At 64.8% G+C, this 25,832-nt stretch carries 23 protein-coding genes and 1 tRNA gene; 16 read left to right on the forward strand and 8 right to left on the reverse strand.

The features are described 5' to 3' along the window. The first annotated feature begins 22 nt into the window (after window positions 1-22). The 5 genes from IWX64_RS13780 to IWX64_RS13800 all read left to right on the forward strand — a co-directional run bounded on the left by IWX64_RS13780 (window position 23) and on the right by IWX64_RS13800 (window position 5,038). A complete protein-coding gene (locus IWX64_RS13780; RefSeq protein ID WP_196867703.1) occupies window positions 23-1,387 on the forward strand; it encodes a pseudouridine synthase in 1,365 nt (454 codons plus the stop codon). A 3-nt stretch (window positions 1,388-1,390) separates the two neighbouring features. Next, on the forward strand, window positions 1,391-2,503 hold the full coding sequence (locus IWX64_RS13785; RefSeq protein ID WP_196867704.1) for a prephenate dehydrogenase: 1,113 nt from the start codon (window positions 1,391-1,393) through the stop codon (window positions 2,501-2,503). Further along, window positions 2,500-3,195: a (d)CMP kinase gene (gene cmk, locus IWX64_RS13790; RefSeq protein WP_196867705.1), complete on the forward strand. Its 696-nt coding sequence runs from the start codon at window positions 2,500-2,502 to the stop codon at window positions 3,193-3,195. Before IWX64_RS13785 ends, cmk begins: the two co-directional genes overlap by 4 nt. Before the next feature lie 17 nt (window positions 3,196-3,212). Continuing rightward, window positions 3,213-4,757, forward strand: a complete 1,545-nt coding sequence (gene der / locus IWX64_RS13795; protein WP_196867706.1) for a ribosome biogenesis GTPase Der — start codon at window positions 3,213-3,215, stop codon at window positions 4,755-4,757. Between the two features lie 207 nt (window positions 4,758-4,964). Next, window positions 4,965-5,038 (forward strand) — tRNA-Pro (locus tag IWX64_RS13800). 143 nt (window positions 5,039-5,181) lie between these two features. Here IWX64_RS13800 and IWX64_RS13805 read toward each other — a convergent pair. The 5 genes from IWX64_RS13805 to IWX64_RS13825 form a co-directional block, all read right to left on the reverse strand. Continuing rightward, entirely contained in the window at window positions 5,182-5,472 is a 291-nt protein-coding gene (locus IWX64_RS13805) for a hypothetical protein (protein WP_196867707.1), read from the reverse strand. 183 nt (window positions 5,473-5,655) lie between these two features. Next, window positions 5,656-6,354 carry a Crp/Fnr family transcriptional regulator gene (locus tag IWX64_RS13810; RefSeq protein WP_334683311.1) on the reverse strand — a complete coding sequence of 233 codons (699 nt, stop codon included), beginning with the start codon at window positions 6,352-6,354 and terminating at the stop codon, window positions 5,656-5,658. Between the two features lie 98 nt (window positions 6,355-6,452). Then, on the reverse strand, window positions 6,453-6,920 hold the full coding sequence (locus tag IWX64_RS13815; RefSeq protein WP_334683312.1) for a hypothetical protein: 468 nt from the start codon (window positions 6,918-6,920) through the stop codon (window positions 6,453-6,455). Window positions 6,921-7,244: 324 nt separating this feature from the next. Next, window positions 7,245-7,946, reverse strand: a complete 702-nt coding sequence (locus IWX64_RS13820; RefSeq protein ID WP_196867709.1) for a type 1 glutamine amidotransferase domain-containing protein — start codon at window positions 7,944-7,946, stop codon at window positions 7,245-7,247. A 244-nt stretch (window positions 7,947-8,190) separates the two neighbouring features. After that, window positions 8,191-8,724 (reverse strand): redoxin domain-containing protein, encoded by a 534-nt coding sequence (locus tag IWX64_RS13825; protein WP_334683313.1) that lies wholly within the window; start codon window positions 8,722-8,724, stop codon window positions 8,191-8,193. A gap of 317 nt (window positions 8,725-9,041) precedes the next feature. Here IWX64_RS13825 and IWX64_RS13830 point away from each other — a divergent pair, with 317 nt between their 5' ends. The 4 genes from IWX64_RS13830 (at window position 9,042) to ligD (ending at window position 13,661) form a co-directional block, all read left to right on the forward strand. Next, window positions 9,042-10,664: a polysaccharide deacetylase family protein gene (locus tag IWX64_RS13830; protein ID WP_196867711.1), complete on the forward strand. Its 1,623-nt coding sequence runs from the start codon at window positions 9,042-9,044 to the stop codon at window positions 10,662-10,664. Window positions 10,665-10,949: 285 nt separating this feature from the next. Beyond that, window positions 10,950-11,114, forward strand: coding sequence for a hypothetical protein (locus IWX64_RS17335; RefSeq protein ID WP_442859062.1), 165 nt, complete (start codon window positions 10,950-10,952; stop codon window positions 11,112-11,114). A 192-nt stretch (window positions 11,115-11,306) separates the two neighbouring features. Continuing rightward, the gene (locus IWX64_RS13840) at window positions 11,307-11,813 is read left to right on the forward strand and encodes a magnesium transporter (RefSeq protein WP_196867713.1); all 507 of its coding nucleotides are present in this window, start codon (window positions 11,307-11,309) and stop codon (window positions 11,811-11,813) included. An 825-nt stretch (window positions 11,814-12,638) separates the two neighbouring features. Further along, a complete protein-coding gene (gene ligD, locus IWX64_RS13845; protein WP_196867714.1) occupies window positions 12,639-13,661 on the forward strand; it encodes a non-homologous end-joining DNA ligase in 1,023 nt (340 codons plus the stop codon). Window positions 13,662-13,701: 40 nt separating this feature from the next. Here ligD and IWX64_RS13850 read toward each other — a convergent pair whose 3' ends face one another. Continuing rightward, a complete protein-coding gene (locus IWX64_RS13850; protein WP_196867715.1) occupies window positions 13,702-14,748 on the reverse strand; it encodes an ATP-dependent DNA ligase in 1,047 nt (348 codons plus the stop codon). A 136-nt stretch (window positions 14,749-14,884) separates the two neighbouring features. Between IWX64_RS13850 and gcvH the strand changes: the two genes are divergently transcribed. From gcvH to IWX64_RS13875, 5 genes are all read left to right on the forward strand, one after another. After that, on the forward strand, window positions 14,885-15,271 hold the full coding sequence (gene gcvH / locus IWX64_RS13855; RefSeq protein WP_196867716.1) for a glycine cleavage system protein GcvH: 387 nt from the start codon (window positions 14,885-14,887) through the stop codon (window positions 15,269-15,271). 107 nt (window positions 15,272-15,378) lie between these two features. Further along, the gene (locus IWX64_RS13860; RefSeq protein ID WP_196867717.1) at window positions 15,379-15,876 is read left to right on the forward strand and encodes an FHA domain-containing protein; all 498 of its coding nucleotides are present in this window, start codon (window positions 15,379-15,381) and stop codon (window positions 15,874-15,876) included. 10 nt (window positions 15,877-15,886) lie between these two features. Further along, complete coding sequence (gene ftsR / locus IWX64_RS13865; RefSeq protein WP_245345690.1) at window positions 15,887-16,636, forward strand: transcriptional regulator FtsR; 750 nt, start codon at window positions 15,887-15,889, stop codon at window positions 16,634-16,636. An 11-nt stretch (window positions 16,637-16,647) separates the two neighbouring features. Beyond that, on the forward strand, window positions 16,648-17,157 hold the full coding sequence (locus tag IWX64_RS13870; RefSeq protein ID WP_196867718.1) for a bifunctional nuclease family protein: 510 nt from the start codon (window positions 16,648-16,650) through the stop codon (window positions 17,155-17,157). A 196-nt stretch (window positions 17,158-17,353) separates the two neighbouring features. Continuing rightward, window positions 17,354-17,947 (forward strand): MerR family transcriptional regulator, encoded by a 594-nt coding sequence (locus tag IWX64_RS13875; protein WP_196867719.1) that lies wholly within the window; start codon window positions 17,354-17,356, stop codon window positions 17,945-17,947. Window positions 17,948-18,018: 71 nt separating this feature from the next. Here IWX64_RS13875 and IWX64_RS13880 read toward each other — a convergent pair whose 3' ends face one another. Further along, window positions 18,019-18,855 carry a ParA family protein gene (locus IWX64_RS13880; protein ID WP_196867720.1) on the reverse strand — a complete coding sequence of 279 codons (837 nt, stop codon included), beginning with the start codon at window positions 18,853-18,855 and terminating at the stop codon, window positions 18,019-18,021. Window positions 18,856-19,064: 209 nt separating this feature from the next. Here IWX64_RS13880 and IWX64_RS13885 point away from each other — a divergent pair, with 209 nt between their 5' ends. Together IWX64_RS13885 and IWX64_RS13890 are read left to right on the forward strand one after the other, a co-directional pair. Beyond that, window positions 19,065-22,472 (forward strand): pyruvate carboxylase, encoded by a 3,408-nt coding sequence (locus tag IWX64_RS13885; protein WP_196867721.1) that lies wholly within the window; start codon window positions 19,065-19,067, stop codon window positions 22,470-22,472. 127 nt (window positions 22,473-22,599) lie between these two features. After that, entirely contained in the window at window positions 22,600-24,003 is a 1,404-nt protein-coding gene (locus tag IWX64_RS13890; RefSeq protein WP_196867722.1) for a mycothione reductase, read from the forward strand. Between the two features lie 5 nt (window positions 24,004-24,008). Here the strand turns inward: IWX64_RS13890 and IWX64_RS13895 are convergent, their stop codons facing one another. Next, window positions 24,009-25,817, reverse strand: coding sequence for an AMP-dependent synthetase/ligase (locus tag IWX64_RS13895; RefSeq protein ID WP_196867723.1), 1,809 nt, complete (start codon window positions 25,815-25,817; stop codon window positions 24,009-24,011). Window positions 25,818-25,832: the final 15 nt, after the last annotated feature.

Genomic DNA, 25,832 nt, shown 5'->3' on the forward strand with positions numbered 1-25,832 from the left:
ACGCTAGCTAAAAGGATATTCAATGACACAGGCGCCACGTTCCGGCTCCGGCCGCAACAACCCCAAACGCGACGAAGGCGGTCCCCGCGAGGGCGCGCCCCGCGGCGGGTCTGCACGCGGCGGTGCCCCCCGCGCCGGTTCGGGGTCAGCGCGCGGCCGTTCGGCACGTGACGCCTTTGGCCGCGGTTCGGCCGCAGGCGCCGGGCGCGACGGCGACTCCCGCCCAGGCTCGTCACGCGATGGCGCTGGCCGCGGCGCCGGTTCGGACCGCGCCGGTTCCGACCGTGCCGGTTCGGATCGTTTCGGTGCGGAGCGCGTTGGCGAACGTCGCGGCCCAGCACGTGAAGGCGCCAAGCGTCAGGGTCCCGCCCGGGGCAGCGCTGCGCGCGGGAAACCAGCTCGCGACGGTGCACCCCGCGGCGAACGGCCAACCGGTGGCGGCTACCGCGGTTCGGCTGAAGGTTCCGGCGAGGGCCGCCCGTTCGCTAACCGCACGCCCAAGCCCGCCGGGGCCAAGAAGGCCGGCAACCGGCAGAAGCCTGCCGGGCCCAAGGCCTTCGGCCGTGAACGTTTCGGCAAGAGCCTCGGACCGGTCCGCCGCCCCAAGGCCCAGGGTCCCAAGGCGCTGCCCGTGGACCGGCTCGACGTCCACAACCCCGACGGCGTGCGCCTGCAGAAGATCATGGCCTCGGCGGGAGTGGCCTCGCGCCGCGTCTGTGAGGAAATGATCGAGGACGGCCGCGTCGAGGTTGACGGCACCATCGTCACCGATCTTGGCGTCCGCGTCGATCCCGCGAAGGTGGCCATCCACGTGGACGGCATCCGGCTGCAGCTCAATGACCACCTGGTGTATTACGTCTTCAACAAGCCCAAGGGCGTCGTCTGCACCATGGAGGACCCCGAGGGTCGTCCCTGCATCAGTGACTACCTGAAGAACAAGAACGAAAACGAGCGGCTCTTCCACGTGGGCCGTCTCGACGTCAACACCGAGGGGCTGCTGCTCCTGACGAACGACGGCGAACTCACCAACCGCCTCACCCACCCGTCCTATGAGGTTCCCAAGACCTACCTGGTGCAGGTGCGGGGACCGATGGCCCACGGTATCGGTGCGCAGATGCGTGAAGGCATCGAACTCGAGGACGGCATTGCCAGCGTCGACTCGTTCCGCCTGGTCGACTCCACCCCGGGACACATTCTGGTGGAGGTAGTCCTCCACTCCGGCCGCAACCGCGTGGTCCGCCGCCTGTTCGAAGCTGTCGGCCACCCCGTTGAGCGTCTCGTCCGCACCCAGGTGGGCCCCATCCGGGTCAACGACCAGCGCCAGGGCAGCATCCGGGTCCTCGGTAACCAGGAAGTCGGACACCTGCTGGCAGCGGTGGGACTCTAATACATGCCTGGCGCTAACAACGGCGGCACCCACCTGTCCGGTCCCGTGCTCATTGTGGGCACGGGGCTTTTGGGCGCCAGCATAGGGCTGGGGCTGCGGGCGCGGGGGATCGACGTCGTCCTCACCGACATCTCACCGTCCACCCAGGCGGTGGCCGAGGATATCGGCGCGGGACGCTCCCTCACCCCGGCCGAGTCCCTCGACCCGGAGCTTGTTGTCATCGCTGCACCACCCGATGTCACTGCGGACCTGGGGATCAAGGCCCTCTCCGACTACCCGAACGCCGTCGTCGTCGACATCGCCAGTGTGAAAGCGTCGGTGCTTGACGAGCTGGAAACCGCTGTCGACGAAACGGCGCTCAGCCGGTACGTGGGGACCCACCCCATGGCGGGTCGCGAGAAGTCGGGACCGGTCGCCGCCAGCGCCGAACTCTTCACGAGCATGCCGTGGGTGGTATGTGCGGGCACACAGAGCACCGCCGCCGCAGTCAGGACCGCCGAGGCGCTGGCGATTGACCTTGGCGCCGTCGTCGCGCGCATGAGCGCCGAGGAGCACGACCAGTCGGTCGCGCTGATCTCCCACCTGCCGCAGGTGCTGTCCTCATTGGTGGCCAGCCGGTTGCAGGATTCACCGCCGCACGCCCTCGCCCTGGCCGGCAACGGGCTGCGCGACGTCACCCGGATTGCCGCCAGCGACCCGCGGCTCTGGGTCCAGATTCTCTCCGCCAACGCCGAACGGCTGGTCGAGATCCTGTACGGGGTGCGCGAGGACCTGAACCGGCTGATCGGCACCCTCGAGAACCCCACCGGCGCGGGCTCCCGCCTCGACATGGCGCAACTGATTTCCGAGGGCAACGTGGGCCAGGCCCGCATCCCCGGCAAGCACGGTACTCCACCCGAGGCGTTCGCCCGCATGACGGTCCTGGTCGACGACGTCCCCGGACAGATCGCGCGCCTGCTCACCGAGATTGGCGACGCCGGGATCAACCTTGAGGATCTTCGGCTGGAACACTCGCCCGGACGTCAGGTCGGCATGGCCGAAATATCCGTGGTGCCCGGCAAACGGCATGACCTTCTCGAGTTCCTCACCGCCAATGGTTGGAAAGTGGTCCAGTGAACACCCCCCATTCCTTGTTCCGCATCGGCAAGTCACTCGTCGTTGCCATCGACGGGCCCTCGGGCTCCGGCAAGTCCAGCGTCAGCCGGGAGGCCGCGCGTCAGCTGCACGCCGCCTACCTCGACACCGGTGCCATGTACCGGGCGGTCACCTGGCACTGCCTGGCCGAAGGGGTGGACCTGGACGACGGCGCCGCTGTCGAGCACGCCGCCCGCACCATCGAGTTGGGCATCAGCACCAAGCCGGATCACGAGTCCGTGACGGTCGGCGGCACTGATGTCACCGACGCGATCCGGGAGCCCCGGGTGTCCGACGCCGTCTCGGCCGTCGCCACCACCATGGGCGCCCGCAGCGAACTGATCCGTCGGCAACGCCAGATCATTGCCGACTCGGGTCACCGGATCGTCGCCGAGGGCAGGGACATCACCACCGTCGTCGCGCCCGACGCGGAAGTGCGCATCCTGCTGACCGCGAGCGAGGCAGCACGCCTGCGCCGCCGCGGCGACCAGCTCGGCGGCACGCAGACCGACGCTCAGCTGCACGACCAGGTCCTGGGCAGGGACACCAAGGACTCGACAGTAGTTAATTTTCACCAGGCCGCAGATGGCGTGGTTACCGTAGATTCATCGGAACTCGATTTTGAGCAGACCATCACGGCCGTGCTCGACGTCGTTCGAACCGTTGCACACTGACACAAAGGAATGCACTCATGACTGACAACCAGGCCCGCCCTGACACTGAAGGGGCAGAAGAGTTTGAGCCGACCGGCGAGGACTCGATTGCGGAGCGCCTGGCCGGAATCGACGACGACGAAGCGGAGGTCCGCGCCCGATCCCTCCGGGCAGGACTCGACGACTATGAGCTCGACGAAGAGGACGCGGCGCTGCTTTCCCTGCAGCCCGAGGACTACGACGCCGACGCGCCGTTGCGCCTCGACCCGGTCCTCGCCATCGTGGGTCGGCCCAACGTGGGCAAGTCCACCCTGGTGAACCGCATCCTCGGTCGCCGCGAAGCAGTCGTCGAGGACACCCCCGGCGTCACCCGTGACCGGGTCATGTACTCGGCGACCTGGAACGGCCGTGGATTCACGCTCGTGGACACCGGCGGCTGGGAGCACGACGCCCGGGGCATCCACGCCCGGGTCGCCGACCAGGCCGAGATCGCCGTCGACATGGCCGACGCCGTCCTTCTGGTGGTCGACGCGACGGTTGGCGCCACTGCCACCGACGAAGCCATCGTGCAGATGCTGCGCAAGAAGAAGAAGCCGGTCATCCTGGTCGCCAACAAGGTGGACGACATCCAGAACGAAGCCGACGCCGCCACCCTGTGGGGTCTGGGCTTCGGTCAGCCGTGGCCCGTCTCGGCCCTCCACGGCCGCGGTACCGGCGACATGCTGGACCAGGCACTCGAGGTGCTGCCGAAGTTCTCGGCCCACGGTGGACTGGAACGTTCCGGCGGACCCCGACGCGTGGCGTTGATCGGCCGTCCCAACGTTGGCAAGTCCTCGCTGCTGAACAAGCTGGCTGGCAGCGACCGGGTAGTGGTGGATCCGCTGGCGGGCACCACCCGTGACCCCGTCGACGAGATGATCGAGCTCGATGGCCGCGTCTGGCGCTTCGTGGACACCGCCGGCATCCGCCGCCGCGTGCACATGGCGCAGGGCGCCGACTTCTACGCGTCGCTGCGTACCCAGTCGGCGCTGGAAAAGGCCGAGGTCGCCGTCGTGCTGCTGGCCGTTGACGAGGTGCTCAGCGAGCAGGACATCCGTATCCTCAACCTCGCCATGGAATCCGGCCGGGCCCTGGTGCTGGCGTTCAACAAGTGGGACCTGATGGATGACGAGCGGCGCCGCTACCTGGAGCGCGAGATCGAACAGGATCTGGCGCACGTGGAGTGGGCGCCCCGGGTGAACATCTCAGCGCTGACGGGCTGGCATAAGGACCGGCTGACCCCGGCCCTGGACCGCGCGCTGGAGTCGTGGGACACCCGCATTCCAACCGGACGCCTCAACGCGTTCCTCGGCGAGCTGGTTGCGGCCCACCCGCACCCGGTCCGTGGAGGAAAGCAGCCACGTATCCTCTTCGGCACGCAGGCCTCCTCGCGTCCGCCGAAGTTCGTGCTGTTCACCACCGGGTTCCTGGACCCGGGCTACCGCCGCTTCATCCAGCGTCGCCTGCGGGAGACCTTCGGCTTCGAAGGAACGCCGATTGAGGTCAGCATGCGGGTTCGTGAGAAGCGCGGCAAGAAGAAGTAGTCCGCTTCCGTCCAACTTTCCCCGGGTACCCGACCCACGACCGCGTGTCGCGGCGAACACGCCGACTGCTCGACGTCGACGGTGCCAGTACCTGGGGAAAGGTGCACACCATGGCGGAATGGAGATCCACGTGCTACCCGGTTCGTTCAAGGGCACCGGTATGCGATAGGATTCTTCAGGTGGTTCAGCCGGTATCGGCTGGCCAATCGGGATGTGGCGCAGCTTGGTAGCGCACTTGACTGGGGGTCAAGGGGTCGCAGGTTCAAATCCTGTCATCCCGACAGCGAAAACCCTGCCGATCTAGGCTTTGCAGCCCGGATCGGCGGGGTTTTTCTTTGCCCGGAGGCGGTTTGCCCTATGCCCTGATATTGAATGGTTTGTCCGATTGTGCTGTGATCAAATCTCTCTGAAACCGCTCCCGGGACTATCTTCGCTCCAGAACCCGCCGACGCACCTTACTGGCATCCACCCAGGCGTACCGGGCGAGGCTCTTCTCAACCCATTGGATGCGGACGGCCGCGTCGGTCCACCCGAGGGCGAAGGCCTTGACCGTGGCTGTGCCGCCGTCAGCGTAGGTAAGGTCGGTCCACAGCGGGATCGTTGCCTCGGTGGTATGCACGTCCGCCGGGTCAGGTGCATGCACCTGCAGGGGCCGCCGCCAGTTGCGGGCACCGGGAGCCATGCCCCAGCTGTCACCGTGAAACTTATGCGCCATGGACACGAGGATAGCCCCGGCCAATGACAAAGAGGTCTCCGGGTTTAGCATCCCGGCACCAATGACCAGAAGTCGACAGCAGTAGCCATCTCCCAGCACCGTTGGAGGACATGTAGACCCTGCCGCGAACGGACGGCAGGGTCTACATGGGTTTGTGAGGCTGATGTGCCACCGCCCGAGGGGTTACGAGGTGGTGCGGGAGATTCGGCGCAGTCCTTGGGCGTCTTCGATGATAATCCGGCCGCGGCCTTGCCGGAGCAGTTTTTTGGCAGCGAAGTCGGACATGGTTTTGCTGGTGGCTTCGCGGGTTGCTCCGAGCAGTCCAGCAAGTTGTTCGTGGGTGAGTTTCACGGCTACCGAGTGCGTGAACCTGCTGCGGGGAGCCGCGTCGGCGAGTTTGAGCAGGGTCGCTGCGGTGCGGGCTGAAAGGGGGCGCAGGGCCATGTCGGTGAGACGTTCTTCCAACCTGGCGACTTGTTCGCCGAGTAGGCGGGAGATTTTCACCGCCAGTTTGGGGTTTGAGAGGAAGTGGTTTTCGACATCTGCTGCGCTGAGCTGGCACACGGTTGATTCTTCGAGCGCTTCGGCATAGTTGTCGTACATTTGCATGCCTATCAGCACCATCTCACCGAACACCGCGCCGGGTTCAAGGATTGCGATGGTGAGAGTTTTCCCATCCTCGGCTACCCGGAAAATTCGGATCCGCCCTGCTTTGAGGATGAACAGGGCTTTGATGGGCTGACTCTGGCTGAAGACGAGTTCACCACTGTGAAAGAGCCGAGGCGGAGACACCCTGTCGAGAGCATCCATGTCCTCGGCTGTGAGGTCAGCGAAGAGCTCCACAGCGTTGAGGCAGCTGAAGGGCTCCCCGGTTTCGGTCAAGGGTTCTCTCTCCCGTTCATGTGGCGCCCAAGGCGTCGCAGGTTTGCTGGCTGCGGACACAATGGTGGTGGAGCAGGCTGCCAACAGGTTCGGCGTGGTCACCGGCCGCGCCGGATAATGAGGGTTGCCACCAGTCCCAGAATAAGGCCATAAACCGCGTGCCCCATCAGCGAGGCACCGGATCCCGCGTCGAGGGTGAAAAGGGGCATACCCATCATGGTGGGCATGATCAGCAGTGGGCCAAGAACCCACCACAGCATGCCATAGACAATGCCCACGACGGCGCTGATGAGCAAGCCCTTTTTCAGGAGTCCAGCACCGGGTACCGTCAGGGTGAGGCCGATCAATATTGAAATCGTCAGGTGGACCAGGAAGCCGACGATCGCCGAGTTTGAGCCGACCAGTGAGGCAATCATGCCCAGCATGCCCATCGTGGCCATCAGGAACCCGAATACGATCCCGCCGGCAAGACCGCCGACGGCCCCGGCCAGGACACGGGTTCCAATTGAGGGGCCGGGGTCAGTTGCGGATCTTTTCGCCCGCGTCTCGCTATGTGGTGAACTCATGTCCTTGCCTTCCTATCCGTGGTATCCAACGATGATAGACAAGCCAGCACTGAGAGTTCTGCAATCTAGGACACAGTGGGCATCAGGGGACGAGATCATGGGCTTGGCTGTTGCTGGATGACGGCCCACCCGGTGGTGTTGGGAAACTCCGTGATCCGTGGCTGGTCCAGTGCTCCCCCCGCCAGCCCACCAGGGCCAGCGCGGGGGTGCACCGGGATCGTTCCCAGGCTAGGGCGAGGCCGACCTTGGCGGAATAGCGGTGGCGGGTACCTGGGAGGGTGTTTGCCGCAGACGGCGCCCTATCCGCCGCCTGCGGTGATTGGCTTATTCGGCTAGGGCGTTGATGACGGCGACGGCGACGTCGTGGCTGGATTGGGGGTTCTGGCCGCTAATCAGGTTGCCGTCGCGCACCACGAAGGATGACCAGTCAGGGCCCAGCTCCACTACGGCGCCCTGCTCCTGCAATGCGGTCTCCACGAACCACGGGGTGTTCTCCCCGGTTCCCCCGGATAGCTCCTCTTTGTTGGTGAACACGGTCATCCGCCGGCCCTCGAAGGCGAACCTTCCGTTTCCGTCCACTGCACTGAGCAATCCGGCAGGACCGTGGCAGAAAGGAGCGATGATTCGCCCGCTGTCGTTGGCGGCGATCAGGATGCGGCCAAGGTCCTCGTTCTGAAACAGGTCAGCCATCGGGCCGTGCCCGCCTGGCAGGACCACGGCGTCGTAAATCGCGGCGTCCACTTCGGCGAGGACCAGCGTTGCGGATAGTTCATCGTCGATGGAGGTGATGTACTCCCGGAACTCATCGACTTTCTCCTGCCCTCCGGCCATTTCCGGGGCGAGGCTGACCTGGTCGAACGTCGGCTTTACCCCGCCAGGGGAGGCGATGTGGACCGTGTGTCCGGCGCCGAGGAGGGTCCGGTGGGAAACCACCAGTTCCTCGGCCCACACCCCGGTAGGGTGCTGACTACCGTCCTTCATCGTCAGGGAATCAGCGGCCGAAACGACCATCAGAATCTTTGCCATGGTGTTTTTCTCCTTTGTGATAGCAGGTAGGCCCACGCACGGAAATGTAAAGGAACCTGTGCTTAGGACCCCCGTACGGGTTCTTTTGAGGGGTCATGCGGTGAGGGTGGTCTAGTCGGTGGGGGCTTGGGAGCCCTGTGCGGTTCATCCGTAGCAGGTGCTGGGACCGGCTTTGCAACGGCCACATTCAGATGCGGCACAAGGTTTGCCTGGGAAGGCCTGCAGGATAACTAAGCGGGCGTTGTCAGGCGGCTCCACGCGCCGGATAGTTATGTTCCTGAGCGTAACGGACGCCGGTGATGATCTCGTCGATGGCAGGGCGACCAAAAGGCATGGTGGCGGTGCTTGCCCAAAACAGGGTCCGGTCCTGGTCGAGGATATAGACTCCTGGCTCGTTGAAAAGCGCCGGCTCGCCGTCGTTTATTGCTTGGGATAGGTTCAGGCCCCAATCACGGGCGGCTGCTTCGGTGAGCCCATATGCGACAGGAACACTGTTAAGGTGCCATTGGTCCACCACCTGATCGCTGCGCTCTTGCGTCTCCATGCTGACAGCCAGAACGCGTCCGATGCCAGCCGCCTTGAGATCACCAAGGCGCCGGTCGAGTTCGGTCAGCTGCTGACGACAGATCGGACAGTGCAGTCCACGGTAAAACACCACCATGGTAAAACGGCCGCCAGCTCCGGTCCCGAGGCTGAGATCACCGGTAGTTCCTCCGCGGACCAAGGCCAGGTCAAGTTCAGGTACGGGCTGCGTGGGAAGAAGTCTCATACCCCGCATAACCAGCCCCGCAACGTGGGTATTCCCCGTTATCCGCCGTCACTGCTCAACCACTCGAACGGTGACCGGCCCAGGACCCAAGTGATGGAGCAAGGTATCTATCGGGCAACGAACTTGGGTCCAGGTCGACGCGTCGATGTCTTCGAACCGCACCCTCAGATGTGGTGGAGAAGATGTTGGGGGGAAGTAGAGCGGCGCTACAGGCGAGGTGAGCGGATCACGGACCAAAGACTCTATCTAACCGGGGCCAACGGGAGTTAGGTAGGAGCTGGGTAGGAAAGCCCCTCTACTGGCGACTTGAGAGGAAGGGGCACAAGATGAGCGGGAGCATCATTGCAGGATTGCGAGGGGGTGCCGCGGCTGCGAAGCGGAGCGTCCTCGTAGGCGGTCTCGTGTCAGGGCTCGTCCTCACCGGTGTGGTTTCACCGGGGAGCGCGGTCGTAGCACCGCATCACATCGCTTCAGAGACGACCGTCGAAGAGTCACCTGCCGCACTGCCGGCGCAGACTCTGCCGTCCAACCCCTCCATCCGCTTTTCGTCGCCATACCGGATTGGGTATGGATGGACAGCCTCACGCACGATCTCGGTCGGTGACTGGGACGGCAACGGCTTCAGCGATCTCATGCTGATCGCGACCGATGGCCGCCTCTTCTACTACGCGGCCAACGCTCGCGAGGGTTTCGCCTCCCCCCGCCAGATTGGGAACGGCTGGCTGGTCGCCGAGAGCGTCCAGGGTGGCGTGGACTGGAATCGTGACGGTGCGCTCGACCTGATCGCACGTTTCAAAGACGGGCGGTTGATGCTGTACCCGGGCAACGGCTCGGGTGGATTCCTCGCTGCGCGCCAGATCGGCCATGGTTGGCTGGCCTTGCGGACGTGGACGCCGGTCCAGCAGTCCGTCAATGGATTTCCCGCTGTCATGGCCACCGACACGGCCGGCATTATGCACGTCTACCCGACCAACGGCACCGGTGGCTTCCTTCCCCGTATCAGACTGGGTGGAGGCTGGCTCCCCATGCGCCAGGTCGTGGGAGCGGGCGACTGGGACAAGAACGGCCGCTCTGACCTGCTCGTTGTGGACAGCGAGGCCAGATTGCGCCTCTATGCCGCCTCATCCAGCGGCACATCGTTCCCCATGACACAGATCGGAACGGGGTGGTCCGCCTTCCCGAAGATCTTCGCCACTCAGCTCGATCCTCGTGCCCAGACGATCTGGGCGGTGCGGACGGACGGCGCCCTGTATGCCTATCCCGCGAAGTACAGCGGGCCCAACGCCGCATTCAAGCCATGGCCATCCGTCCCCGCTAAATGGGATGACACCGACTGGGAGACCTTCCACACGACGCGCCCCGTCGTGGCCCTCACCTTCGACGGCGGTGCCTCCAATGCGGGGGTGACCTCCATCCTCAACACTCTCGATCGGTATGACGCCACGGCGTCCTTCTTCGTGACCGGCCAGTTCGCGCGTGCATATCCTGCCAGCGTGCGTGCCATGGCAGCTGAGGGATACCCCGTCGGCAACCACTCCAACACCCACCCGTACTTCCCGCAGCTCACCAACGAGGCCATCCGGCTCGAACTGGCGCGAGCGGAGGCCGCCATCTGGCCGCTCACCGGCAAGACGACCATGCCCTACTTCCGGTTCCCCTACGGCGATCGGACTCCACTCGACATCGACGTCGTCAACGGCTTCGGTTACGTCCCGTTCCGTTGGACGGTGGACACGCTGGGCTGGCAGGGGACATCCGGCGGCATCACCGCCTCGATTGTGTGCCAGCGGGTCCTGAACACGGCTCGGCCCGGCCAGATTGTTCTGATGCACGTGGGTTCCAACCCGAACGACGGCACCACCCTCGACGCCGCCGCCCTGCCCTGCATCATCGAAGGGTTGCGAGCGCGAGGCTACGGCTTCGTCTCGGTGGAGGCGCTGCTGGACTGATGGAGCGTTGCATCACCGGTGCGCGTCGCCCGACGAACCGGTGTGTAACCTCAACTCGGGTCCGTCAACAGGCGACTTGGCCGGCGACCTTTGTGCCAGCGGCAGTCTCGCTGATCCCCTATCCTTTGGTTCACCTGGGTAGCGGCTCTACGAAGTGGAGAAGGGTTTCCGATGACGGTTCTTAATCCTGGCGATTCAACTCAATTCCGGACGGCGGCTCAACACACCACACGCCGGGTGCCCACTGCACACCCCGATGAATCAGTCGGCGAGGCACTGGATGACATGCGCGGGCAGCACTACGATTGTGCCGCGGTGATCGCCGTGCTGACGGGGGACCAACTCCTCGGTCTGGTCACCATCGAGCGGTTGTTGGCCGCCCCGACGACTGCTGTGGTGAGCCAGCTCATGGACTCCCAGCCACCAATTGTCGCTTCCACAACGGTTTAGGAACGGGCGGCGTGGAAGGCAGTCCAACACAACGAACCCACCCTCGCCGTCGTCGACGACGGTCGATTCGTCGGCCTCGTACCTGCCACCGCCCTCCTGGAAGTCCTGCTGACCGAGCACGAAGAAGACCTGGCCCGCCTCGGCGGTTTTCTTCGGTCCACCTCGGTTGCCCGGACGACGACAGTGGAACCCGTGCTGCTTCGGTTGTGGCACCGCCTTCCCTGGCTCATCGTGGGGCTCATCGGAGCCCTGATTGCAGCGGGAGTGGTCGGTAATTTCGAAGCGGATCTCGCGGAGCACGTCCTGATCGCCTTTTTCGTCCCCGGGGTGGTCTACCTCGCCGACGCGATCGGTACGCAGACCGAGGCGCTGGTGATCCGAGGTCTGTCCCTCGGCGTGGGAATCCGCAGGATCGCAGGACGGGAAATTGCCACCGGAGTGATCCTTGGCGTACTCCTCGGCGGGGTGTCCCTGATTGTCGTCGGATTGATCTGGCAGGACTGGCAGGTGGCCGTATCGGTTGCGGTCTCCCTCCTTGCCGCCGCGTCAATCGCGACGATCATTGCCTTGGTGCTGCCCTGGATTATCAGTAGGTTCGGGAAGGACCCAGCGTTTGGGTCCGGCCCCCTGGCGACGGTGATCCAGGACATTCTGACGGTGACGATCTACCTCGCGACCGCTTCCGCCCTCGTGGTGTGACGCCGGCTGCCACCACTGATCAGGTTTTGCCCCAGGTGCGCCAAGCAGTTCTGGCCGGCTGAGGGCGTCGTCCCTGTGCACCCCGGGCACAAGATGCGCCCTGATCGTCCCCGGGACACTGACCAGTCCGAGTACCCAGCTGAGAGCACGAACATACGCCAACGCACGCTCGGCTCCGTCCCATTCATAGACTCCGCGGTAACAACCATGCTGGTCGTTAGTCATCCACAGCTTCGAGGTGAATCCAGGGAACCCGACAAACATCGGAAGATTCAGCCAGCTTTCCAGACGGAAAGCCAGGTGTGCTGGGCCGCGAATCCCTCTGAGGACGAATCCGACCACCAGTACCGTGGGGGTTTTTGCAGATCCGGTATCGACCCGGGTCTCCCGATAGACCCAAGCGGAACTGCCGTCAGCGAAGTGGATTGTCCGCCCGACATTTCGCCGTGGATGATGAAGTCGACGCGATGTCAGCAACTGGATAGTGCCGATCGCGCTGGCGAGCACTTGCGGGATCGCTTGATGAGCAGTTGTCGGCGGGACGGCATCCCGGTGGGCTGCAAATGGTGGCGAAGGTTGGGAAGGATACGTGGGGTCTTCCGCATCAGATCCGCACATGTGCAACCTTCCAGCTGTCGACGGACGTCCCCTTCGCCCAAAGGTAGGGGCCTCGTGACACACCGTCAAGGCGCAAACAATCCGTTGAGTTGGATCCGCGGGAGGCTCCGGGGTCGAGCCGGGAAGGGGCTGGTCGAACACGCTTACAAAGCTAGGCCAGTGCCAGAAATAGGTGGTGGGAGGCCCGTCCGGGAGTATGTTGTAGCTATGGCATCTGAGGCGACAGTCCTGACCGTTGACGGCCCCCATGGCTCCCGGGATGTGCGGATCTCCAGTCCCAGCCGGGTGCTATGGCTTGACCTCGGGATTACCAAGCTGGACCTGGCCAAGTACCTGGTCGAGGTGGGGGAGTCCTTCGTCGCTGCCAATGGTGACCGTCCCCTGGCCCTGCAGCGGTTCAAGGACGGAATCGGCGGCGAGCAGTTCTTCTCCAAGAATCCACCCAAGGGTGCCCCCGAGTACATCCGGTCGGTGATGGTCATCTATCCCAGCGCCAGGTCTCACCCGCAGCTCGTCATCGACGAGCCTGCCGCCGCCGTCTGGGCCGCCCAGATGAACACGATCGTCTTTCACCCCTGGCCGTCGCGGGCCGACAATTCGGACAATCCGGACCAGCTGCGGATTGATCTGGACCCGCAACCGGGCACTGATTTCGACGACGCCATCCCTGCCGCGATCGAGCTACGGAAGGTGCTGCAGGAAGCCGGTCTCGAGGCGTTCATCAAAACCTCAGGCAACCGTGGGCTGCACGTCTTCGCCCCGATCGAACCGGTCCGGGAGTTCCTGGACGTCCGCCACGCGGTGATTGCCGCGGCCCGTGAGCTGGAACGCCGGATGCCCGACGCCGTCACGACGGCGTGGTGGAAGGAAGAACGCGGCGAAAAAGTGTTCGTCGACTTCAACCAGGCCAACCGCGACCGCACCATCGCCGGTGCCTACAGCCCTCGGGCCCTCGCCCATGCCCCGGTGTCATGCCCAATCGAGTGGGATGAGCTGGAGAACGCCGACCCCCGTAACTACACCGTCCTCACCGTGCCGGAACGGCTCAAAACCATCGGCGACCCGTGGGCACGTTTCCACGACAAGCCGGGCTCCATTGATGAGCTGCTGAGCTGGTGGCAGCGCGACCTCGACTCGGGCCTCGGCGAACTCCCGTTCCCGCCCGACTATCCCAAAATGCCGGGGGAGCCGTCCCGCGTCCAGCCCAGCCGTGCCAAGAAGGACAAGTAGGGCAAATAGGACAAATAGGGCAAATAGGGCGTCAGTACACCTAGGCCAGAACCTCGCTTAGGTCGTACGCCACGGGGACCTCCAATTGCTCGAACGTACACGACTCCGGGTCGCGGTCCGGCCGCCACCGGGAGAACTGGGCGGTGTGCCGGAACCGTGAGCCCTCCATCTGGTCATACCTGACCTCCATCACCCGCCGGGGGTGCAGGCGCACAAACGACACATCCTTGCTCCCGCTGAACCTGCTGCGGTCGGTTTCACCACGCACCGCGCCGCCGTCGGCGTCCCGCACGACGTCGGGCTCCAGCTCCTCCACCAGCTCCAGCCGCCGTTTGTTGGTGAACGCTGAGGCGCCACCGACATTGCGCAGCTCGCCGTCGTCGTACAGTCCGAGCAACAGGGAGCCGACACCGGCACCACTGGTGTGCACCCGGTAGCCGAGGACGACGACGTCGGCACTGCGGTGGTGCTTGATCTTGAGCATGCGGCGCTTTCCGGGCTCGTACCCGGCGTCGAGCGGCTTGGCGACCACACCGTCGAGCCCCGCGCCTTCGAACTCGACCAGCCAGCGGCGGGCGAGGTCCACGTCATGGGTGGTCTGTGACAGGTGGACGGGTGCGCTGAACCCGTCCGCTATCCGTTCCAGGGCGGCGCGGCGTTCGGCGAAGGGGGAGTCGAGAAGGTTTCCGGAGCCGTCCGCCAGGAGGTCAAACGCGATAAACGACGCGGGGGTCTCCTCCGCGAGCAGGCGGACCCGGCTCTCGGCGGGATGGATGCGCTGGGACAGGGCCTCCCAGTCCAGGCGCTCATTGCCCGGGGACCCGGTGCGCACCACAATCTCGCCATCCACCACGCAGCGCTCGGGGAGGGAGACCTTCAGTGCCTCAACAAGTTCGGGAAAGTACCGGGTGAGCATCTTGGACCCGCGGCTACCGATGTCCACGGTGTCGCCGTCGCGGTGGATGATGGCCCGGAAACCGTCCCACTTCGGTTCGTACAACAGGCCGCCGGTCACGCTGTCGGGTGCGGGCACCTCGCTGACGGCTTTCGCGAGCATGGGCTGGAGGGGGAAGGGTAGATCGGTCATTCACTGATCTTTCCTCACTCAGCGGTCCGTGGGTAGGGCGAACCTGCCCATCGACCAGGCGTTATGCCTATACTCGATCAGTGGCATCCCCAGGACGTCGCGCCCAGTCGGACCGGAGTATGACGAAAGGCTGCCCATGAGCAACGTTCCAGAGAATCTTCAGTACACCTCCGACCACGAGTGGGTGACCACGCCAAGCAACGACGGTGTGGTCCGCGTGGGGATCACCGATTTCGCGCAGGATGCCCTCGGAGACGTGGTCTACGTCCAGATGCCGGAAGCCGGCTCACCGGTCACCGCTGCCGATGTGGTGGGTGAGGTCGAATCCACCAAGAGCGTCAGCGACATTTACGCCCCCGTCACCGGTGAAGTGGTGGCACGCAACGAAGCCCTCGAGGACAACCCGGCGCTCATCAACTCCGATCCGTACGGCGAAGGATGGCTCCTCGAAATAAAGGTCACCGATCCCTCGGTTGTGGATGAACTCCTGAGTTCAACGGAGTACTCACAGCAGGTAGGCTAGAGGGACCGGGCACGTCCGGCACAGCTAGGCAAAATCACCGTTGCAAGGACACGGTGGCCAATCGGTCTTTCGACCGGTTGGCTACATATTTTGGGGAGGGAACACCAATGGTTGGCAACGAGAACGCAGCCACGAATGGCGGATCAGAGCAGCAGGCGCCGTCGCCGGAGACCACCACCATCGGAATCCCTGCACTGGCTCCTCCAGCCGTCGTGGACCCCAAGCTTTCCGCCGAAGAGCAGGCAGCGGTTACTGCGCTGCCCAGCAGCTCGGCCTTGCTCATCGCTCACAGTGGTCCCAACTCCGGTGCGCGATTCCTCCTCGACCAGGATCTGACCACCGCCGGTCGACACCCCAACGCCGACATTTTCCTCGACGACGTCACGGTATCGCGCAAGCACGCCGAGTTTGAGCGGGTCGACGGCGGGTTCACGGTCAGCGACACCCGTAGCCTCAACGGCACCTACGTCAGCAATGATCGGGTGGACAGCGTGTTGCTGCGCAACGGCAACGAGATTCAGATCGGCAAGTTCCGTTTGACCTTCTACAGCGCCCAGACCGCAGCAGCGCAGCAGCCACCAGTCCAGCCACTCGGACAGGAATAGGTCCCGCTGCATGCCCTCACCCCAGTCAGCACGGCGCACCGTAGGCATCGCTCCCGAGCGAGTCCACGGCAACGTGCTCAACATCGGCGAGGTCCTGACGGAACTGTCCGAGGACTTCCCGCAAATCACCGCGTCCAAAATCAGGTTCCTTGAAGAGAAGGGGCTGATTTCGCCCCAGCGCACCCGCGCCGGGTACCGCAAATATGCACCGCACGATGTTGAGCGCCTCCGGTTCGTGCTTGCGCTCCAACGCGACCAGTACCTGCCGCTGAAAGTCATCAAGGACTACGTCGACGCGATCGACCGCGGCGAGCAGCCCGAATCGCTCCCCGGCGGGATGACCCTTTCGCCCCGGATGGTCTCCGAGCAGCTGTCCCGCGACCTGCACTCCTATACGCGTTCACTCACGCTTGAAACCCTGACGGCAGAGGCAGGGGCCAGGCATGCTCTCGTCCTCGACCTGGTGGGCTTCGGGCTGATCGCCCCCGTCGATGGGCGATTCGACGAGCACGCTCTGCGGATCACGCGGGCGTGCGTGCTGCTCGAAGGTCACGGAATCGAACCCCGTCACCTCCGCCCGTTCCGCGCGGCCGCTGACCGCGAACTGGGCCTCGTCGAGCGGGTGGTTGCACCCGTCGCCTCCCGGCGTGACGTCGCCTCGAAGGCCCGCGCCGCCGAAATGGCCCGTGAGATCAGCGAGCTGTGCCTGAACCTGCACACGGCGCTGGTTCAGGGACAAATTTCCCGCATGGATAGCTGAGGCGGCCCACAATGCTTGAAGTAGAAGTTGTCGGAGTACGGATCGAACTGCCCTCCAACCAACCGCTGGTCCTTCTCAAGGAGACCCAGGGGGAGCGCCACATTCCGATCTGGATCGGCGCGCCCGAAGCCAGCGCCATCGCGTTCGTCCAGCAGGGCATCGTCCCGCCGCGCCCCATGACCCACGATCTGTTGGTCAGCGTGGTCAACGCCCTCGGCCGGTCCGTCCGGCAGGTGCAGCTCACCTCTGTGGAAGACACGGTCTTCCACGCCGAGTTGGTGTTCGACGACGGCACCACGGTGAGCTCCCGGGCCTCCGACGCCATCGCCGTGGCGCTCCGCGTTCCCTGCCCCATCTACTGCGCATCCTCGGTCATGGACGAGGCCGGCGTCGAGATCACCGAGGCAACCGAGGACGACGACGACGAGACCCCCGCCACCCCACCGGTGAACGCCGAACGAGAACTGCGTCAGTTCCGCGAGTTCCTTGCAGACGTCGAGCCGGAGGATTTCGAGCGCTGACGGCCCGACACGCCAAACTCTTTAGGGCCTGCATCTTTGACCTGGGGTGCCCGGCAATCTAACGTCGAATCATACGGTTCCATTGCACTACCAATGAACTCAGGGCAAACTTGAGAGCAAACCCTGAGAATTCTGGTGTATGTCGGATGCTGCCGTGCCTAGTATTCCAACGGTGAACAGAACGAGGAGGCAGCACGTGAGTCCCAAAGGCGACGCCGGTACGGGTTCCAACGCGGTTGCGGCCGGAACTGGCATCCCTACCAGCGCACAGGGCCTCCTCTTCACCGAAGACCTCCCCATCCTCGACGAGGATGCCGGCTATCGCGGCCCCACCGCCTGCAAGGCCGCTGGCATTACCTACCGGCAGCTCGACTACTGGGCCCGCACCGGGCTGGTTGAACCTGCGGTGCGGGGCGCCTCCGGATCCGGCACCCAGCGCCTGTACGGCTTCCGTGACATCCTGGTGCTCAAGGTGGTCAAGCGCCTCCTCGACACCGGCGTCTCCCTGCAGCAGATCCGAACAGCGATCGAACACCTCCGCGAACGTGGCGTCGAAGACCTGGCCCAGATCACCCTGATGAGCGACGGCGCCAGCGTCTACGAGTGCACCTCCGCCGAGGAAGTCATCGACCTGGTCCAGGGCGGGCAGGGAGTCTTCGGCATCGCCGTCGGTAAGGTCTGGCGAGAAGTGGAAGGCAGCCTTGCGGCACTTCCCAGCGAACACGCCGCCGATCAGGATTTCCCGGACGACGAGCTCAGCAAACGCCGGGCCACCCGCAAAATCAGCTAGCTTCCCGCTTCACAGCAGCTAGGCCCCCCTTTTCTTGGGGCAGACCCATCATCACCGGGCCCGTCAAGCCATCAGGCGCGACGCGCCACCCGGCTCCGTAGCCGCCCCGAGTCGACCACATTTCTGAGCAGTTCATCAAAGTACCCGGAAGTCTGGCGTGCCAATTCCCCTGGCCAGTGGTGTACCGAGTGGGCGGCACCCTGGATCTGCTGCCAGTTCTCCTGATCGGTGATGATCGGGCTCAACAGAAGGTCACCGAACATCTGCCGCATCTCAGCGAGCCGGAAGGTATGTTCGTTCGAATTCGGGCGGACCCGGTTGGCGACAATCCCGGCGGTGGACAGGTTCGGCGCGAACTCGCGCTTGAACAACTCGATGGCCCGCATGGTCCGTTCAGTGCCGGCCACGGAGAACAGGGCCGGCTCTGCGACCAGCAGCACCCGGTTGCTGGCGGTCCACGCCATCCGGGTCAGGCCGTTCAGGGACGGGGGGCAATCGATCAGGACCAGGCCGTACCCCTCCACCCGGGACAGCAGGGTGCTCAGGCGGCGCAGGTCCCGCCTTCCGAGATCTGGCCGGTCATAGATTCCCGAGTAGGCGGAGCCCACTGCTACGTCCAGGACAGTCTTCGCGCCCGACGTCGACCGGTTGTGTTGCCGTGCGGAGGCTACCCAGCCGCTCGGCGCCACATTGCCCGGAAGGTCGCCGCGGCGGGCGTTCCCCAGCAACCGCCCGATGTCGATCCGGTCGGCTGGCTTCACGCCAAGGCCGGTGGTGGCGTCAGCATGGGGGTCCAGATCCACCACCAGGGTCGGAATGCCGGCTGCCAGCGCTGCTGATGCCAGTCCCAGGGTGACCGAGGTCTTACCGACACCGCCCTTGAGGCTGCTGATGCTCACTACTTGCACTTATTAACCCAACACCTAACATCTCGTCGATCTACACTCCCATCATAGGTTGACCAGGTGCCGCTATGAAGCCAGCAAGCGCCGCCTCCAGAACACGATGTTGCGAAGGGTTAAGGGTGGAACCCCACAGCGCGGTAGGGTGAGCAGTGCCGTGATGTAGCACACGGTCGCAGGTATCCACTGGTGAGATGCACGTCCGCAGGAGAGCGATGTTTTCGAAGATTCTGGTAGCAAATCGTGGCGAGATCGCCATCCGTGCCTTCCGTGCTGGCTTTGAAGTCGGCGCGAAGACAGTTGCAGTTTTTCCTTACGAGGATCGTGGCTCGATCCATCGTCAGAAGGCTGACGAGGCTTACCTCATTGGGGAGGAGGGCCACCCGGTGCGTGCTTACCTGGACGTGGAGGAAATCGTTCGGGTTGCCAAGGAATCTGGTTGCGACGCGATTTATCCGGGGTACGGGTTCCTGTCCGAGAACCCTGGGCTGGCCCGGGCGGCTGAGGAGGCGGGTATTACCTTTGTTGGGCCGCCGGCGGATGTGCTGGAACTTGCCGGTAACAAGGTCCATGCTTTGGAGGCTGCCCGTAAGGCCGGTATCCCGGTGCTGAAGTCTTCCCAGCCGAGCGCCGATCTGGATGAGCTCATTGCGGCCGCGGACGAGATCGGGTTCCCGATCTTCGCCAAGGCGGTCGCTGGCGGTGGTGGGCGCGGGATGCGCCGGGTGGACAAGCGGGAGGGGCTTCGGGAAGCGCTCGAAGCGGCGATGCGGGAGGCCGATTCGGCGTTCGGTGATCCGACCATGTTCCTGGAGCAGGCGGTGTTGCGGCCCCGTCACATCGAGGTGCAGATCCTGGCTGATGCCCAGGGCAACGTGATGCACTTGTTTGAGCGTGATTGTTCTATCCAGCGCCGCCACCAGAAGGTTATTGAGATTGCCCCGGCCCCTAACCTTGACGAGGGTATCCGGCAGGCTTTGCACCGGGATGCTGTCGCGTTCGCGAAGGCGTTGGGTTACGTGAACGCGGGTACGGTCGAGTTTCTTGTGGACACGGTGGGGGAGCGGGCTGGCCAGCACGTGTTCATTGAGATGAATCCGCGTATCCAGGTGGAGCACACGGTCACCGAGGAGATCACCGATGTTGACCTGGTGCAGGCGCAGCTGCGCATCGCCGCCGGTGAGTCCCTGGCCGATCTGGGTCTGAGCCAGGACAGTGTCCAGGTGCGCGGCGCCGCCCTGCAGAGCCGTATTACCACCGAGGATCCCGCGAATGGTTTCCGGCCCGACGTCGGGCAGATCACCGCGTACCGGTCTGCTGGCGGTGCGGGGGTGCGGCTCGACGGCGGTACCGTGTATGCGGGCGCCGAGATCAGCCCCCATTTTGATTCCATGTTGGTGAAGTTGACCTGTCGTGGCCGGGACCACAAGTCCGCGGTGACCCGCGCCCGGCGTGCCCTGGCCGAGTTCCGGGTGCGCGGGGTGTCGACGAACATTTCGTTCCTGCAGGCCGTCCTTGATGATCCGGACTTTATCGCCGGGGACGTCGCCACGAACTTCATCGATGAACGCCCCGAGCTGCTGACGGCCAGGGTGTCCGCGGACCGAGGCACGAAACTGCTCACCTGGCTTGCCGACGTGACTGTGAACAAGCCCCACGGCGAACGGCTCGTCGAGATCGACCCGGCCGAGAAGCTCCCCGTCGCTGGCGAGGACGATGCCGCCCCGGGCCCCGGATCGCGGCAGCGGCTACAGGAGCTCGGACCTGAGAAGTTCGCCGCGGAGCTTCGCGCGCAGACCGCCGTGGCTGTCACGGACACCACGTTCCGCGACGCGCACCAATCGCTGCTCGCCACCCGGGTGCGTACCCGGGATCTGGTGGCTGCCGGCGATGCCGTGTCCCGGCGGATGCCGCAATTGCTCTCGGTGGAAGCGTGGGGTGGGGCCACCTACGACGTTGCGCTGCGGTTCCTCGGCGAGGAACCGTGGGAGCGTCTGGCGGCTCTGCGGAAGGAACTGCCCAACATCTGCCTGCAGATGCTCCTCCGGGGACGCAACACGGTCGGTTACACCCCGTACCCCGAGGAAGTTACCGAGGCCTTCGTGAAGGAAGCGGCGGAGACCGGGATCGACATTTTCAGGATCTTCGATGCCCTGAACGACGTCTCACAGATGGAACCGGCCATCCGCGCGGTCCGCGCCACCGGAACCGCGGTCGCGGAAGTGGCCCTGTGCTACACCTCGAACATGCTCGACCCTGAGGAGAAGCTCTACACGCTGGAGTATTACCTGGAGTTGGCGCAGCGGATGGTCGACGCCGGCGCCCACATCCTGGCGATCAAGGACATGGCCGGACTGCTGCGCCCCGCCGCGGCCGCGCAGCTGGTCACTGCCCTGCGGGAACGCTTTGACCTGCCGGTCCACCTGCACACCCACGACACGGCCGGCGGACAGCTCGCTACCCTGCTGGCCGCGGTCGACGCGGGCGTCGACGCCGTCGACGTCGCCAGCGCCTCCCTGGCCGGGACCACCAGCCAGCCCTCGGCGTCGGCCCTGGTCGCGGCCCTGGCCAACACCGAACGCGACACCGGTATCTCGTTGGCGGACGTCTGTTCGCTGGAACCCTATTGGGAAGCGGTCCGCCGGGTCTACGCGCCCTTCGAGTCCGGGCTCCCCGGTCCCACCGGCCGGGTCTACCGTCACGAAATTCCGGGAGGTCAGCTCTCGAACCTGCGGCAGCAAGCCATCGCGTTGGGCCTCGGGGAACGGTTCGAGGCCATCGAGGACATGTACACCGAAGCGGACCGGATGCTCGGACGCCTGGTGAAGGTCACGCCGTCGTCGAAAGTGGTCGGGGACCTTGCGCTGCAGCTCGTGGGCACCAACGTGGACCCCGCGGACTTCGAGGAGAACCCGCAGAACTACGACATCCCCGACTCCGTGATCGGCTTCCTCAGCGGTGAACTCGGCGATCCTCCCGGCGGCTGGCCCGAACCCTTCCGCACCAAAGCGCTGCAGGGCCGCGAGGTCAAGGTCCGCGACACCGAACTCAGCAGCGAAGATCAGGCAGCGCTGATCGGTGAATCGACGCTGCGGCGCGCCACCTTGAACCGGTTGCTGTTCGCCGGGCCCACCAAGGATTTCCTGGCCACCCGCGAAACCTACGGCGACGTCTCCGTCCTGGACACCCGGGACTACCTCTACGGCCTGCAACAGGGCAGCGAGCACGTCATCGCCCTCGAGAAGGGCGTCCGGCTCATCGCCACCCTCAGCGCCGTGTCCGAGGCAGACGAGAAGGGCATGCGCACCGTCATGTGCACGCTCAATGGTCAGATGCGCCCCGTCGTCGTCAGGGACCGCAGCATCCACAGCGACGTCAAGGCAGCCGAGAAAGCCGACAAGTCCAACCCCGGCCAAATCGCGGCACCCTTCGCCGGGGCCGTCACCATCACGGTCGCCGAGGGAGACACCATCGAACAAGGCGCCACGATCGCCTCCATCGAGGCCATGAAAATGGAAGCCGGCATCACCACACCAGTCGCCGGCACCGTCAAACGCATCGCCGTCGAAAAGGTCTCACAAGTCCAGGGTGGCGACCTGCTGATCGTGGTGGAGCCGGCCTAGCCGTTGCCTCATAGCGGGGGAGGGTGCGCTAGTGTTTTGCTGGAGACCAGGCGCCCCTTCGCTGCGCCCCGCTGACCCTGTGAGGAACCATGTCCCTGCAAGAACGCTCCGCTAACGGCGGCCGTCGATGACCCACTACGACCTGGTCATTGTCGGATCCGGATCCGGGAACAGCCTGATCACCCCGGACTGGGACGACCGCAAGGTGGCCATCATCGACGGGGGAACCTTCGGCGGAACCTGCCTCAACGTAGGGTGCATCCCCACGAAAATGTTCGTCTACCCGGCCGAACAGGCCACCGACGCGCGCGAGGCCTCCCGCCTGGGCGTCGACCTGGAACTACGCGACGTGCACTGGCGGGCCATCCGCGACCGGATCTTCACCCGCATCGACGCCATCTCCCAGGCCGGGCGAAACTACCGGGCGGAGGAGCTGGAGAATGTCACCCTCTACGAAAATTACGTCCGGTTCACCGGCGACAAGTCGTTCGTCACTGACGCGGGCGAAGAGATCCACGCCGACCAGGTGGTCATCGCCACCGGTTCGCGCGCGGTCCTGCCTGACATCCCGGGGATCACCCTGCCGCAGGTCCACACATCCGACACCATCATGCGGCTGGAGGAGCTGCCGGCGCGGATCCTGATCCTCGGCGGAGGCTACGTTGCCGCGGAGTTCGCGCACATCTTTGGGGCGTTCGGGTCGGCTGTCACGGTGGTCAACCGCTCCGGGAGCCTGCTGCGGTCACTCGATGACAGTGTGTCCGAGGCGTTCACCGCCGAAGCATCCCGCCAGTGGGACGTGGTGCTCAACCATACGGTCGCCTCGCTCACCGCCAACGACGACGGCTCGGTCCGCGCGGTGCTCGCGGGCGGCGACGACGACCGCGTGCTCGACGTCGACGTCGTCCTGGTTGCCGCGGGCAGGGAACCCAACACCGGCCGCCTGGGGGCGGCCGACATCGGGCTTGACCTGGAAGCCGATGGCCGCCTCGTGGTCGACTCACACCAGCGGGTGCTCCGGGATGGCGTGCCCGTGGATGGGGTGTGGGCGCTGGGGGACGTCAGCAACAGGTTCCAGCTCAAACACGTCGCCAACCATGAGGCGCGGATTGTCGCGCACAACGTTGCCCACCCCGATGATCTGCGCAGTAGCGACCACCGGTTCGTTCCCGCGGCCGTTTTCACCCACCCGCAGATTGCCGTCGTCGGGCTGACGGAAGCTGAGGCGCTGGCGAAGGCGGAGGCCGAAGGGTTCGAGGTCACCGTTGCCGTGCAACAGTACGGCTCAACCGCCTACGGCTGGGCCATGGAGGACACCACCGGTTTCGTGAAGCTCATCGCCGACCAACGCACCGGTCACCTGCTGGGTGCCCACATTATGGGGCACGAAGCGTCAATGATTATCCAGCCACTGATCCAGGCGATGTCCTTCGGCCTGGACGCCCAGACCATGGCCAGCGGCCAGTACTGGGTTCACCCGGCCCTCACGGAGGTCGTCGAGAACGCGCTCCTGTCCCTGAAGGCCGGGTAAATCCGCTACGAGCGTGGCGTCGAGTAGATCCCTTCGACCACCGAGGAGTAGTCCTTCAGGACCTGGGCCCGCTTGATCTTCAGCGACGGTGTCAGGTGGCCGCTGGTTTCGGTGAAGTCGGTGGCCACGATGCGGAAGGCCTTGATTGACTCCGCCTGCGACACGTTCGCGTTGGCCTGATCCACCAGCTGCTGCACCTCAGCCGTGACGAGCGGGTGCTCGGCAGCCTGGGCGACGGTGGTGCCCTTGGGCAGCTGGTGGCGGTCCAGCCAGCCCGGGAGGGCCTCCTCGTCGAGGGTGATCAGGGCGGAAATGAATGCCCGGTGATCCCCGACGACCACGCACTGAGACACCAGGGCGTTGGAGCGGATGGTGTCTTCCAGCTGCGCCGGGATCACGTTCTTGCCGCCGGCCGTGACAATGATTTCCTTCTTGCGGCCGGTGATCTTCAGGAATCCTTCGTCATCGAGTTCGCCGATGTCGCCGGTGCGGAACCAGCCGTCGGCGAACGCTTCCTCGGACAGGTCATCACGCTTGTAGTAGCCGCGCATCACGCAGACACCCTTGGCGAGGATCTCGCCGTCGTCGGCAATTTTCACGGCGTTGCCGGGAAGCGGGGCGCCCACGGTGCCAATCTTGATCTTCTTTGGGGTGCTCACGGTGATCGGGGCGGTGGTCTCAGTAAGTCCGTAACCCTCGAGAACCATCAGGCCGATGCCGTGGAAGAAGTGGCCCAGCCGGTCGCCGAGCGGCGCGCCGCCGGAGACGGCGTGCTCCACGCGCCCGCCCATTGCCTCGCGGATCTTGCTGAACAGGATCCGGTCAAAAACGGCGTGTTTCACCTTCAGCATCAGCGGGACCTTGCCGGCCTGATCTGCCTTGGACCATTCGATGGCCACCTTGGCGCCGGCGTGGAAGATCTTGCCCTTGCCGCCGTCCTCGGCCTTGAGCATCGAATTGTTGTAGACCTTCTCGAAGACCCGGGGGACCGCGAGGATGAAGGAGGGCTTGTAGCTTTGCAGGTCCGGGAGCAGATTCTTCACGTCGGGGGTGTGTGCCACCGTGGCTCCGACCGCGACGCAGAGGACCGAGATGAACCTGGCGAACACGTGGGCCAGGGGGAGGAACATGATGGTCTGCGCGCCTTCGTGCGCAACCTCGGGAAGCGCTGCACCCGCGTTGACCGAGAGCTCGACGAAGTTTCCGTGGGTCAGTTCACAGCCCTTGGGTTTGCCGGTGGTGCCGGACGTGTAGATGATCGTGGCGACGTCGTCGAGGCCGGCCGTCCGGCGTCGGGCGTCGAGGGCGTCGTCGTCGATACCGGTGCCGGCGCTGCGCAGGGCATCGAGCCCGTTGCCGTCGAGCTGCCACACGTGCTGGGCGCCTGGGATGTTGGCTGCGGCCGAAGCCTGGCGGACCACGTTCTCGTGCCGCGCCGATTCGACGAACGCCGCGACAGCACCCGAATCCTCGAGGATCCAGCCCACCTGGGAGGGAGAAGAGGTCTCGTAGACCGGAACCGAGATGGCCCCAGCGAACCAGATCGAGAAGTCAACCAGTGACCATTCGTAACGGGTGCGCGCCATGATGGCGACGCGGTCGCCGGCCTGCACACCGCTGGCCATCAGCCCCTTGGCCAGCAGCTGGACGTCAGCGAGGAATTCAGTCGCCCGGATGTCCTGCCATTCTCCGGCGCTGTCCTTCTTCGAGAACAGCGCGGGATTGGAAGGCTTCGAAGCCTGGGTGACCACCAACTCCGTGATATTGCTGTCACGGGGGGTGTCCACCAGAACGGGGACGCTGTATTCGCGCACGACTATCTCCTTTGA

The sequence above is a fragment of the Arthrobacter sp. CAN_A212 genome, from assembly GCF_015752345.1.
Lineage (GTDB): Bacteria > Actinomycetota > Actinomycetes > Actinomycetales > Micrococcaceae > Arthrobacter_D.

Coding starts and splice junctions, on each gene's coding strand:
- IWX64_RS13890 (WP_196867722.1), top strand. CDS start 22,600: ATGACCCACTACGACCTGGTCATTGTCGGATCCGGATCCGGGAACAGC.
- IWX64_RS13785 (WP_196867704.1), top strand. CDS start 1,391: ATGCCTGGCGCTAACAACGGCGGCACCCACCTGTCCGGTCCCGTGCTC.
- IWX64_RS13885 (WP_196867721.1), top strand. CDS start 19,065: ATGTTTTCGAAGATTCTGGTAGCAAATCGTGGCGAGATCGCCATCCGT.
- IWX64_RS13780 (WP_196867703.1), top strand. CDS start 23: ATGACACAGGCGCCACGTTCCGGCTCCGGCCGCAACAACCCCAAACGC.
- IWX64_RS13815 (WP_334683312.1), bottom strand. CDS start 6,920: ATGAGTTCACCACATAGCGAGACGCGGGCGAAAAGATCCGCAACTGAC.
- IWX64_RS13830 (WP_196867711.1), top strand. CDS start 9,042: ATGAGCGGGAGCATCATTGCAGGATTGCGAGGGGGTGCCGCGGCTGCG.
- der (WP_196867706.1), top strand. CDS start 3,213: ATGACTGACAACCAGGCCCGCCCTGACACTGAAGGGGCAGAAGAGTTT.
- IWX64_RS17335 (WP_442859062.1), top strand. CDS start 10,950: ATGCGCGGGCAGCACTACGATTGTGCCGCGGTGATCGCCGTGCTGACG.
- IWX64_RS13820 (WP_196867709.1), bottom strand. CDS start 7,946: ATGGCAAAGATTCTGATGGTCGTTTCGGCCGCTGATTCCCTGACGATG.
- gcvH (WP_196867716.1), top strand. CDS start 14,885: ATGAGCAACGTTCCAGAGAATCTTCAGTACACCTCCGACCACGAGTGG.
- ftsR (WP_245345690.1), top strand. CDS start 15,887: ATGCCCTCACCCCAGTCAGCACGGCGCACCGTAGGCATCGCTCCCGAG.
- ligD (WP_196867714.1), top strand. CDS start 12,639: ATGGCATCTGAGGCGACAGTCCTGACCGTTGACGGCCCCCATGGCTCC.
- IWX64_RS13860 (WP_196867717.1), top strand. CDS start 15,379: ATGGTTGGCAACGAGAACGCAGCCACGAATGGCGGATCAGAGCAGCAG.
- IWX64_RS13825 (WP_334683313.1), bottom strand. CDS start 8,724: ATGCGGGGTATGAGACTTCTTCCCACGCAGCCCGTACCTGAACTTGAC.
- IWX64_RS13870 (WP_196867718.1), top strand. CDS start 16,648: ATGCTTGAAGTAGAAGTTGTCGGAGTACGGATCGAACTGCCCTCCAAC.
- IWX64_RS13850 (WP_196867715.1), bottom strand. CDS start 14,748: ATGACCGATCTACCCTTCCCCCTCCAGCCCATGCTCGCGAAAGCCGTC.
- IWX64_RS13805 (WP_196867707.1), bottom strand. CDS start 5,472: ATGGCGCATAAGTTTCACGGTGACAGCTGGGGCATGGCTCCCGGTGCC.